The organism is Streptomyces sp. NPDC007162 (genome assembly GCF_040634175.1).
Lineage (GTDB): Bacteria > Actinomycetota > Actinomycetes > Streptomycetales > Streptomycetaceae > Streptomyces.
The window spans coordinates 1-10,843 of record NZ_JBEYFC010000308.1; the positions used below are offsets into that span (position 1 = coordinate 1).

At 71.5% G+C, this 10,843-nt stretch carries 12 protein-coding genes and 2 pseudogenes; 4 read left to right on the forward strand and 10 right to left on the reverse strand.

Annotated features, from left to right (window positions below; translation table 11 throughout):
- The coding region (locus ABZ646_RS29595; protein ID WP_360525334.1) for a beta-ketoacyl synthase N-terminal-like domain-containing protein at positions 1–730 on the reverse strand (730 nt) is incomplete at its 3' end.
- A gap of 76 nt (positions 731–806) precedes the next feature.
- Between ABZ646_RS29595 and ABZ646_RS29600 the strand changes: the two genes are divergently transcribed.
- Both ABZ646_RS29600 and ABZ646_RS29605 read left to right on the forward strand, forming a co-directional pair.
- On the forward strand, positions 807–2,117 hold the full coding sequence (locus ABZ646_RS29600; RefSeq protein WP_360525337.1) for a 3-oxoacyl-ACP reductase: 1,311 nt from the start codon (positions 807–809) through the stop codon (positions 2,115–2,117).
- A 16-nt stretch (positions 2,118–2,133) separates the two neighbouring features.
- A complete protein-coding gene (locus ABZ646_RS29605) occupies positions 2,134–2,976 on the forward strand; it encodes a MaoC/PaaZ C-terminal domain-containing protein (RefSeq protein ID WP_360525340.1) in 843 nt (280 codons plus the stop codon).
- Positions 2,977–3,170: 194 nt separating this feature from the next.
- Here the strand turns inward: ABZ646_RS29605 and ABZ646_RS29610 are convergent, their stop codons facing one another.
- From ABZ646_RS29610 to ABZ646_RS29650, 9 genes and pseudogenes are all read right to left on the reverse strand, one after another.
- A complete protein-coding gene (locus ABZ646_RS29610; protein WP_360525343.1) occupies positions 3,171–3,893 on the reverse strand; it encodes a TetR/AcrR family transcriptional regulator in 723 nt (240 codons plus the stop codon).
- Between the two features lie 48 nt (positions 3,894–3,941).
- Positions 3,942–4,247 (reverse strand): DUF4229 domain-containing protein, encoded by a 306-nt coding sequence (locus ABZ646_RS29615; RefSeq protein ID WP_360525345.1) that lies wholly within the window; start codon positions 4,245–4,247, stop codon positions 3,942–3,944.
- 79 nt (positions 4,248–4,326) lie between these two features.
- A complete protein-coding gene (locus tag ABZ646_RS29620) occupies positions 4,327–4,851 on the reverse strand; it encodes a GNAT family N-acetyltransferase (RefSeq protein ID WP_360525348.1) in 525 nt (174 codons plus the stop codon).
- A gap of 24 nt (positions 4,852–4,875) precedes the next feature.
- A pseudogene (locus ABZ646_RS29625) lies at positions 4,876–5,019 on the reverse strand (uracil-DNA glycosylase); the annotation flags it as partial.
- Positions 5,020–5,135: 116 nt separating this feature from the next.
- Positions 5,136–6,299 (reverse strand): aminofutalosine synthase MqnE, encoded by a 1,164-nt coding sequence (gene mqnE, locus ABZ646_RS29630; protein ID WP_344403562.1) that lies wholly within the window; start codon positions 6,297–6,299, stop codon positions 5,136–5,138.
- Between the two features lie 51 nt (positions 6,300–6,350).
- Complete coding sequence (locus ABZ646_RS29635) at positions 6,351–6,806, reverse strand: Lrp/AsnC family transcriptional regulator (RefSeq protein WP_073901832.1); 456 nt, start codon at positions 6,804–6,806, stop codon at positions 6,351–6,353.
- A 59-nt stretch (positions 6,807–6,865) separates the two neighbouring features.
- Complete coding sequence (locus ABZ646_RS29640; RefSeq protein ID WP_360525351.1) at positions 6,866–7,513, reverse strand: UbiX family flavin prenyltransferase; 648 nt, start codon at positions 7,511–7,513, stop codon at positions 6,866–6,868.
- Positions 7,514–7,740: 227 nt separating this feature from the next.
- A complete protein-coding gene (gene mqnP, locus ABZ646_RS29645; protein WP_360525354.1) occupies positions 7,741–8,643 on the reverse strand; it encodes a menaquinone biosynthesis prenyltransferase MqnP in 903 nt (300 codons plus the stop codon).
- Complete coding sequence (locus ABZ646_RS29650) at positions 8,640–10,097, reverse strand: menaquinone biosynthesis decarboxylase (RefSeq protein ID WP_360525357.1); 1,458 nt, start codon at positions 10,095–10,097, stop codon at positions 8,640–8,642. Before ABZ646_RS29650 ends, mqnP begins: the two co-directional genes overlap by 4 nt.
- 64 nt (positions 10,098–10,161) lie before the next feature.
- On the opposite strand from ABZ646_RS29650, the gene ABZ646_RS29655 reads away from it, so the two are divergent.
- Both ABZ646_RS29655 and ABZ646_RS29660 read left to right on the forward strand, forming a co-directional pair.
- Complete coding sequence (locus ABZ646_RS29655; protein WP_360525360.1) at positions 10,162–10,719, forward strand: TlpA disulfide reductase family protein; 558 nt, start codon at positions 10,162–10,164, stop codon at positions 10,717–10,719.
- 43 nt (positions 10,720–10,762) lie between these two features.
- Positions 10,763–10,843, forward strand: a pseudogene (locus tag ABZ646_RS29660) (PaaI family thioesterase); the annotation flags it as partial.

Sequence of the window (10,843 nt, forward strand, 5' to 3'; positions counted from 1 at the left end):
CTAGTTTCACCAGGGTGGAGTCCGGGCGGTGGTTTTGGACCGATTCCAGGCCGTGGAACGGGACCACCAGGTCGTCGAAGAAGCCGCGTTCGTACGCGGCCGCCAGCCGTTGGTGGCTGGCCGCCGCCAGTTCGTCCTGCGCCTGCCGGCCGATCCCCCAGGCCCGTGCGGTCACCGCCGCGTGCTCGCCCATCGAAAGACCGGTGCGGGGCTCGGCGTTGCGCGGGATGTCGGGGACGAGGTGGCCGGGCCGGATCCTGGCGAGGGCCGCGAGCCGGCCGCGGAGGGACTTCGCCCGGCGGGCTTCGAGCAGGATCCGGCGCAGCGCGTCGTTGACGCCGAGGGGCGCGTCGCTCGCCGTGTCCGCGCCGCCGGCCACGGCCGACTCCGTCTGTCCGAGGGCGATCTTGTTGGCGGCGGCGACGATCGCCTGCAGCCCGGTGCCGCAGGCCTGCTGGATGTCGTAGGCAGGGGTGCGCGCATCGAGCTTCGAGCCGAGCACGGTCTCGCGGGCGAGGTTGAAGTCCCGGCTGTGCTTGAGCACCGCTCCGGCGACGAACTCCCCCACCGCGCCGGCCTGTTCCAGTTGATAGCGGTCGGCGAGTCCGTCCAGGGCGGCGGTCAGCATCTGCTGGTCGGAGGCGGTGGCGTACGGGCCGTCGGAGCGGGCGAAGGGGATCCGACTGCCGCCGATCACCGCGACCCGGCGAGGGAACCTCACAGCGCTCATCTCGACCTCTTCATACCCGGTGACATAGGATTACCTCCGGTAACCTTACTCCAGAGTAAGCACGTGGGGGCTGGGCATGGCAGACCGTTATCTGAGCTTCGCCGGAACCGCGCCCGGCCGTTTCCTCACCCGGCGGCTCGGGCTGCCGCAACCGGCCGAGCTGACCCGCTGGTCTCCCGAACACCCCCGTTTCACCGGAGAATTGCTGCACCTGACCGCCGGGAAGCCGGATCTGGACGCGGAACTGGCACCGGTGCTGGCCCGCACCGGCCTGCGGCCCGGCACCCACTCCCCCGCCGCCGTCGTCCTCGACGCCACCGGCGTACGGGACGTCGAAGCGCTCGGCGAGGTGCACGCGGCCCTGCACCCCGTCGTACGGTCGGTCGCCGCGAGCGGCCGCATCGTCGTGCTCGGCGCCCGGCTCGACCCCACGGACCACCACCAGTACGCCGCACAGCAGGCGTTGGAGGGGTTCACCCGGTCCCTGGGCAAGGAGGCCGGGCGGGGCAGGACCGTCAACCTCGTGCGGCTCGGCGGGGACGCCCGGTCCGCCGAGTCCACCCTGCGGTTCCTGCTCTCCCCGCGGTCGGCGTACGTCAGCGGGCAGGTGATCGAGGTCGGCGCGGGCCCCTTCGCCGTACCGGACGACTGGGAACGGCCACTCGCCGGGCGCACCGCACTGGTCACCGGGGCCGCGCGCGGGATCGGCGCGGCCGTCGCCGAGACGCTGGCACGGGACGGGGCACGGGTGGTCGTCCTCGACGTACCGGCGGCGAACGCGGAGGCCCGCGCGGTCGCCGAGCGGCTCGGCGGGGAGGCCCTCACGCTCGACGTCACCGAGGCGGACGCGGGGGCGCGGATCGCCGACGCGCTGCCGTCGGGGCTCGACGTCCTCGTCCACAACGCGGGGATCACCCGGGACCGGCGGCTGGTCAACATGCCGGCCGAGCGGTGGGGTTCGGTGCTCGACGTGAACCTGGGGAGCGTGCTGCGCACGACGGACGCGCTGCTGGAGCGGGGGGCGGTCAACGCCGGCGGGCGGATCGTGGGCACCGCGTCCATCGCCGGGATCGCCGGCAACGCGGGGCAGACGAACTACGGGGCGAGCAAGGCGGGGATCGTCGGGCTGGTGCGGGGGCTCGCGCCGCGGGCGCTCGCCGAGTACGGGGTGACGGTGAACGCCGTCGCGCCCGGGTTCATCGAGACGAGGATGACCGCCTCGATCCCGCTGTTCATCCGGGAGGCGGGACGGCGGATGAACTCACTGGGGCAGGGCGGGACACCGGGGGACGTGGCCGAGACGGTGGGGTGGTTGGCGCAGCCGGGGTCGGGGGCGGTCAACGGGCAGATCGTACGGGTCTGCGGGCAGAGCCTGCTGGGTGCGTAGCGGAAGGGCGAACTTCGTGACAGTCCTGGACAACCCGCCCGCCCTCGGGCCCCTGTTCCTGCGAGGGGCGTTGCTGTCGCCCTTCAAGAGGCCCGCACTCGACGCGGCGTTCCCCCGCACCCCTCTCGTGCTCCCCGGGCTCCGCCCCGACCTGGCGAAGCTCGCCGCCTACGAGCGCGTCTGCGGGTTCGCCACCGGGGCCGAGGGGCTGCCCGTCACCTACCCGCACGTCCTCGGGTTCCCGCTGGCCATGAAGCTGATGAGCGCCCGGGACTTCCCGCTCCCGCTGCTCGGGCTCGTGCACACGTCCGTCGAGATCTCCCGGTATGCGGAGCTGCCCCCGGACGAGGTGTACGAGGTCGCCGTCCGCGTCGAGGGGCTCGGCCCGCACCGGCGCGGTACCGAGGCCGCCGTCGTGACCGAGATGCGGGCCGGCGAGGCAGTCGTGTGGGAGTCGCGGAGCACCTATCTCGCGCGGCACCGGACGTCGTACGACGGTACGGTCCCGCACGCGGAGCACGAGCCGCTGCCCGTCGTCGACGAGTGGCGGATCGCCGGTGACGTCGGGCGGCGGTACGGGGCCGCCTCCGGGGACCGCAACCCCATCCACCTCTCCGCGCCCACCGCCCGGCTCTTCGGCTTCCCCCGCGCCATCGCGCACGGCATGTGGACGGTCGCCCGCTGTCTCGCCGCGCACGGGGTGCCCGAACGGGCCCGGGTGACGGCGGAGTTCCGGGCTCCGGTGCCCCTCCCGGCGACAGTGCTGTACGCGGCGGACGGCACCGGCCGCTTCGAGCTGCGGGGCACAGACGAGGACCGGGTCCACGTACGGGGCCGGGTTTCCGCCGGGGAGGCCTGAGCAGGCGGGACAGCGGCCGGACCCGCGAGGCGGGACGGGCACGCGAGGCGAGGCGGACCCGCTCCCCCGCCGTACGACGGGTCCCGGCCCGAAGGCCGAGTGGTTCTACCTGGACACGACCCCCACGCCTGAGGACTTCGCCCAGCGGTACGCGGCGGAGCGGGGACACGCGCCGCGGTGGCCGGCGCGGGCGGTCAGGGGAGCGTGCCCGGACGGGGGGCGGCCGGGTCGGACGGCGTCGGGCGGGGCGGGGACCAGGGGCGTCCCTCCATCAGGTTGCCCAGGCCCGCCCAGGCGAAGTTCATCAGGGTCGTCGCGGCCTGCTTGGCGGTCACCGCCGGGGTGGCGTTGGCCCAGGCGGCGAGGGACTCGGCGGCGCCGACCAGGGCCTCGGCGAGGCCCGCCACCTCCCCCTCCGCCAGGTCGGGGTCGATGGGGGTCCCCCCGCGCGAGCATGTTCGAGAGTGGGGGAGCGCCTCCCGGGCGGCGACGGCGATGAGCTGGGTGACGAACGCGACGAGTTCCTCGCGCATCGCCGCCACCACGGAGGCGAACCGCTCGCCGTGCGTACGGGCCTGGATGTGCAGCACCGACCAGCCGTCGGGGTGGGCGGCGGTGTGCGCGAAGAACGCCTGGAGCCCGTCCCAGAGCTGGCGGTCGGCGGGCAGCTCCCGGCGGACACCGGTGCGGACCGCCTCGGTCAGCGCGTCGGCCTCACGGCGGATGCACGCCGTGAACAGGTCTTCCTTGGAGTTGAGGTAGAGGTAGACCAACGGCTTGGAGACACCGGCGAGTTCGGCGATCTCGTCCATGGACGCGGCCATGTAGCCGCGCTGTCCGAAGGTCCGCACGGCGGCGTCGAGCATCTGCTGCTCACGGACCGCCCGCGGCATCCGCTTGGTCTTCACGGCACCCATGGACCAAAGCCTAGTTGGGGCGCGGAGGTTGGGAGCCGCCCGTGCGGTTCAGGAGGTCTGGCTCGGGGCCGGGGCGGCGGCCTCGTCGGCCACGTCGTCCTCCTGGCTGCGGTTGGCCTCGATGTTGGCCTTCATCCGGTCGACCCGCTGCGAGACCTGGACCGACGCCCGGTCCCGCTCCTTGCGCAGCACGACGAAACTGATCGGCGCCGACAGGACGAGGGACAGCAGCAGCACCCAGAGCAGGTTGGAGTCGCCGAAGCCGCGGGGGAACGCACCGGCGTAGACGAGGCCCCAGACGACGAGGAGGCAGCCCGCGAAGATACCGAGGCGCATCAGCGTGTAGCGGAGCATCTCAATCCAGTCTTCCGACGACGAAATGGGGCACCGTCCAGTGAAGCACGGCGTGGGGCCGATCTTGCAGCGGGGTGGGTCAGGCCAGGGGGAGCAGCATGGTGATGTCGTCGCGGTCGTCGCCGGGGGCGACCCGGATCGCGTCGGGGACCCGGCCGACCTCCTGGTATCCGCAGGAGCCGTAGAAGCTCTCCAGGCCGTGGCCGCCGCGGCAGGCGAGCCGTATCGCGGTCGTGCCGTCGAATCCGCGGGCCGCGTCGGCGGCCGCGGCGAGCAGGTCCCGGCCGTGGCCCTGGCCCTGGTGCTTGGGGTGCACCATCACCGTGTACAGCCACACCCAGTGCTGCATCAGGCGGTGGGTGTTGAAGGCGAAGAAGGCGGTGGCGGCGACGGTGCCGGACTCGTCGTGGCCGACGAGGAGCCGGTGGCGGCCCTCGGCCATGGCGACAAGGTGCCGGACCAGTTCCGGACGGATGTCCTCCGGGGTCACCGGGCCGACGAAGCCGACGGCTCCGCCCGCGTTGGAGACGTCCGTCCACAGGTCGAGGATGCCGTCTCGGAGGGCGGGGGTGATGTCGGGATCGAGAGTGAAGGTAAGAGGCACTCGGGCAGTCTAGCCATTACCGACATCGGGGCGGCCGTACATCTCCCGTTCCAGCACGGTCCCGCGCACCTCACCGACCCGGAACGACGATCCGGGCAGGGCCTTTCCGGCGGTGGCGCCGAGTACGACGATCAGCTCCGGGGTGACCGCGGCCGGCCCGGCGGCGAGCATGAGGCGGGAGTGGGGGGCCGGGTACCCGCCGTGGGGGTGCGGATTCGTCTCCGGGTGCGGGTGCGTGGGGGCTTGTCGCACCCGCAGCCGGGAACGCGTCCTCGGGCCGCTGCTCAGACCCGCATCGGCTGCGGGGACTCCCTGCGGGCCGGGTCCGGGCCGTCGTACTCGCGGATGATCTCGTAGCGCGTGTTGCGTTCCACCGGACGGAAGCCCGCGTCGCGGATGAGGTCGAGGAGGTCCTCGCGGGTCAGCTTGTTCGGCGTGCCGTAGTTGTCCGCGTCGTGGGTGATCTTGTACTCGACCACCGAGCCGTCCATGTCGTCGGCCCCGTGCTGCAACGCCAGCTGCGCGGTCTGCACACCGTGCATGACCCAGAAGACCTTCACGTGCGGGACGTTGTCGAACAGCAGGCGCGACACCGCGAAGGTCTTCAGGGCCTCCGCGCCCGTGGCCATCTGGGTGCGGGCCTGGAGGCGGTTGCGTACCTTGCCGTCCTTCATGTCCACGAAGTCGTGCTGGTAGCGCAGCGGGATGAAGACCTGGAAGCCGCCGGTCTCGTCCTGGAGCTCACGCAGCCGCAGGACGTGGTCGACGCGGTGGCGGGGCTCCTCGATGTGGCCGTAGAGCATGGTGCACGGGGTCTTCAGACCCTTCTCGTGCGCCAGGCGGTGGATCCGGGACCAGTCCTCCCAGTGGGTGCGGTGGTCCACGATGTGCTGCCGGACCTCCCAGTCGAAGATCTCCGCACCGCCGCCGGTCAGGGACTCCAGGCCCGCGTCGATCAGCTCGTCGAGGATCTCGGAGGCGGACAGCCCGGAGATCGTCTCGAAGTGGTGGATCTCCGTCGCCGTGAACGCCTTCAGCGAGACGTTCGGCAGCGCCGCCTTGAGTTCCCTGAGCGAGCGCGGGTAGTAGCGCCACGGCAGGTTGGGGTGCAGGCCGTTCACGATGTGGAGCTCGGTGAGGTTCTCGCCCTCCATCGCCTTCGCGAGCTTCACCGCCTCCTCGATGCGCATCGTGTACGCGTCCTTCTCGCCCGGCTTGCGCTGGAACGAGCAGTACGCGCAGGACGCCGTGCACACGTTCGTCATGTTGAGGTGGCGGTTGACGTTGAAGTGGACGACGTCACCGTTCTTGCGGGTGCGCACCTCGTGGGCGAGACCGCCCAGCCAGGCCAGGTCGTCCGACTCGTACAGCGCGATGCCGTCCTCGCGGGTCAGCCGCTCACCGGCCCTGACCTTCTCCTCCAGCTCACGCTTGAGCCCGACGTCCATTCCCACACCTTTCTCGGAAGACTCCCCCAGAAGACCCTGACAACCGTACGGCTAGACCTCTTCGGGCAGTTCCCCGACCCGGTTCTCCCACTTCGTGGACAGCACGATCGTGGTACGGGTACGGGACACGCCCTTCGTGCCGGACAGCCGCCGGATGGTCTTCTCCAGGCCGTCGACGTCCGTCGACCGCACCTTGAGCATGAAGGAGTCGTCGCCGGCGATGAACCAGCAGTCCTCGATCTCCGGCAGGTCCCGCAGCCGCTGGGCCACGTCCTCGTGGTCGGCCGCGTCGGAGAGGGAGATGCCGATCAGGGCGATCACGCCGAGCCCGAGCGAGGCCGCGTTCACGGTGGCCCGGTAGCCGGTGATGACACCGGCCGCCTCCAGCCGGTTGATGCGGTCGGTGACGCTGGGTCCCGACAGTCCGACGAGACGGCCCAGCTCAGCGTACGAGGCCCGGCCGTTCTCCCTCAGGGCCTGGATGAGCTGCCTGTCCACGGCGTCCATGCGATCGAAGCCTTCCGCTGAAAGTTCCGGAGTCAATGAGAGGTGGTGCTGAGGTACCGCTACTTGCCCGCGCCGCCGCCGAGGTCGCCCTCCCAGCGGCGGTAGAGCCGGTGTCCGACGCCCGCGGCGTCCAGTACGCGTCCGGCGACGAAGTCGACCAGGTCCTGGATGTGGGTGGCGCCCGCGTAGAAGGCCGGCGAGGCGGGGACGACGACCGCCCCCAGGTCGTCCAGGGAGACGAGGTGGCGCAGGGTCTGGCCGCCCAGGGGAGTCTCGCGGACGGCCACGACGAGCGGGCGGCGCTCCTTGAGGGTGACGGAGGCCGTCCGCTGGAGCAGGTCCTTGGAGAGCCCGAGGGCGACCCCGGCGACGGCGGCGGTGGACGCCGGCACGATCAGCATGCCCTTGGCCGGGTACGACCCCGAGGACGGCCCGGCGGCCAGGTCACCGGCGCTCCAGTACCGCACCCGCGTCAGGTCGGTCTCGAAGGTGTCCGGCTTGCCGTCGGCGCCCCGCGCCAGCCACTCCCCCAGGTCCTGGCGCCAGTGCGCGTCCCGGAAGGAGATCCCGGTCTCGTCCAGCAGCGTGAGCCGCGAGGCCCGGCTGACCACCAGGTCGACGCTCTCGCCCGCGTCCAGCAGGGCTCGCAGCACGGCGGCGGCATAGGGCGTACCGGACGCCCCGGACACCCCCACGATCCAAGGCACGCGCTGCGTTTCTCCTGCGTTCACACCACGAGCGTACCGGCGAGCCCCATCGTGTTCAGGACGGGGCCGCGGCCCGGGAACGATCCCCGCGCGGGCGGGGAGCACGTGACCGTGAACTCGTTCACGGGAATCGCCCTCGGATCGTCCCCGCCGCGGCGCGGACGTCGGACAACGTGGCCGGTGGAGGCCCCTCCGACCGGCCATCCGATCGTCGCCACTCGAAGGGGCTACACCGAGAGCCCTCGCATCAGCAGGTCGATCAGGGCGCAGACGAAGAGGCTGATGCCGATGAAACCGTTCGTCGAGAAGAAGGCGCGGTTGAGGCGGGAGAGGTCGTGCGGGCGGACGATGGAGTGCTCGTAGAGGAAGGCACCGGCCACGATCACCAGGCCCAGCCAGAAGAAGACGCCCGCGTGCGTCTCCACCGCGTACCAGACGAACAGGGCCGTGACGATCGCGTGGCAGACCCGTGCCGCCCGGATCGCCGCCGGGATGCCGAAGCGGGCCGGGACCGACAGGACGCCGATCTCGCGGTCGGTCTCGACGTCCTGGCAGGCGTAGATCAGGTCGAAGCCGCCGATCCAGATGCCCACGGCGAGGCCCAGGATCACGGCGTCCCAGGACCACTCGCCGGTGATCGCCAGCCAGCCGCCGATCGGGCCCATGGCCTGCGCGAGGCCGAGGATGGCCTGCGGGAAGTTCGTGAACCGCTTGCCGTAGGGGTAGACGACCATCGGGATGACGGCGACCGGCGCGAGCGCCAGGCACAGGGGGTTGAGCAGGGCCGCCGAGCCGAGGAAGACCGCCACCGCGATCAGCGCGCCGGTCCAGGCGTGCTTCACGCTCATCGCACCGGTGACCAGCTCACGGTGGGCGGTGCGGGGATTCCGGGCGTCGATCTCGCGGTCGATGATCCGGTTGACCGCCATCGCGAACGTCCGCAGGCCGACCATGCAGATGGTGACCAGGAGCAGCCGCGCCCAGTGGATGTTCCGGTCCAGTTCGAACATCGCGGTCAGCGCGGCGATGTACGCGAAGGGCAGCGCGAAGACCGAGTGCTCGATCATCACCAGGCGGAGGAACGCCTTGGTGCGTCCCGGCTGCGGGAGTGCTGCGGAGGCGGAGCTCACAGGCCGTACTCCTTCCAGCGGCGGTCGACCTTCGCCGCCGTATCCGGGTCCGAAAGGACCATGTCCGGCCAGCCGCCGTCTCTGGTGTAGCCCTCCTCGGGCCACTTCTTCGTCGCGTCGATGCCCGCCTTGCCGCCCCAGAACTGCTGGTAGGACGCGTGGTCGAGGTGGTCGACGGGGCCTTCGACGACGGTGAGGTCGCGGGCGTAGTCGGTGTTGCCGAGGGCCCGCCAGGAGACCTCGTGCAGGTCGTGCACGTCGCAGTCGGAGTCGACGACCACGATCAGCTTGGTGAGGGACATCATGTGCGCCCCCCAGACCGCGTGCATGACCTTCTGCGCGTGCTTCGGGTACTTCTTGTCGATCGAGACGATCGCGCAGTTGTGGAAGCCGCCGGACTCGGGGAGGTGGTAGTCCACGATGTCCGGGACGATGATCTTCAGGAGGGGGAGGAAGAAGCGCTCCGTGGCGCGGCCCAGCGGGCCGTCCTCCGTCGGGGGGCGGCCGACGACGATCGACTGGAGCAGGGGGCGGCGGCGCATCGTCACGCAGTCGATGGTCAGCGCCGGGAAGGGTTCCTGCGGGGTGTAGAAACCGGTGTGGTCGCCGAAGGGGCCCTCCGGCAGCATCTCGCCCGGTTCCAGCCAGCCCTCCAGAACGACCTCCGCCTGCGCCGGGACCTGGAGCGGGACGGTCTTGCAGTCGACCATCTCGATCCGCTTGCCCGCGACGAACCCGGCGAACAGGTACTCGTCGATGTCGCCGGGCAGCGGTGCGGTGGAGGCGTAGGTCACGGCGGGCGGGCAGCCGAAGGCGATCGCGACCGGCAGGCGCTCGCCGCGCCGCGCCGCCACCTGGTAGTGGTTGCGGCTGTCCTTGTGGATCTGCCAGTGCATGCCGATGGTGCGCCGGTCGTGGCGCTGGAGGCGGTAGAGACCCAGGTTCCGGATCCCGCTCTCCGGGTCCTTGGTGTGGGTGAGCCCGAGGTTGAAGAAGGAGCCGCCGTCCTGCGGCCAGGTGAACAGGGCGGGCAGCTGGTCGAGGTCCACCTCGTCGCCCTGGAGGACGACCTCCTGCACGGGCGCGCTGTCGGCCTTCACCTTCTTCGGCGGTACGTGCGCCATCGCGCCGAGCTTCCCGAACGCCTCCCGCACCCCGACGAACCCGTGCGGGAGTTCGGGGCGCAGCAGCCCGCCGATCTTCTCGGAGATCTCGCCGTACGACTTCAGGCCGAGGGCCTTCAGCAGCCTGCGGTCGGTGCCGAAGACGTTCATCGCCAGCGGCATGGCGGAGCCGCGGACGTTCTCGAAGAGGAGCGCCGGGCCGCCGGCCTTCTGGACCCGGTCGACGATCTCCCCGACCTCCAGATACGGGTCGACCTCGGCCTTGACACGCTTGAGGTCGCCCTCGCGTTCCAGTGCCCGGAGCAGGGAGCGAAGATCGTCGTAAGCCATGTGTCCCAGTATCGGCCACCCGGGGTGCGGGCCCGGTCACCGCCCCCTGCGATACTCGGCGGCCGTGACAGTCCACCGCTGGTTACCGCTGCTCGCCCTGTTGATCGCCGTCCCGTCGGCCGCGTGCTCGCCCCCGCGGGAGACGGCTGCCTCTCCCGTGTCGCCGCTGGTCCGGGTGGCGGCCGCCGACCGGCAGACCGCCCCCGACCTCACGGGCGAGGACCTGGACGGCCGCCCGGTCCGGCTCGCCGACTACCGGGGCGAGGTCGTCGTGCTGAACGTCTGGGCGTCCTGGTGCGGTCCCTGCCGGGCCGAGGCGCCCGAACTGTCGAAGGCACAGCGGGAGCTGGCGGCCGAGGGCGTCCAGGTGCTCGGCGTGAACATGGACGCCCGCCGGGACAAGGGGCGGGCGTTCCAGGAGGAGCACCGGCTGTCCTACCCGAGCCTGCACGATCCCGCGAGCCGTCAGCTGCTCCGCCTGCCCAGGGGATACAAGGCGCAGGCGCTGCCCTACACCCTCTTCGTGGACCGCGACGGAAAGATCGCCGCGCGGTATCTGAGCCCGCTCACCGCGGCCGACGTCCGGACGGTCGTCCGGCCGCTGCTCACCGGGAGGCCCTGACCGGAGAGGTTCACGAAGCCGACTCGGTGCACCTCCTGCCTGTCGGCTGGTGCCCGTGGGCAGCACGCTCCACCTGGCGGCCGAGGTCGTCGCCGTGGCCGGCCGGAAGATCTACTCGACCGCC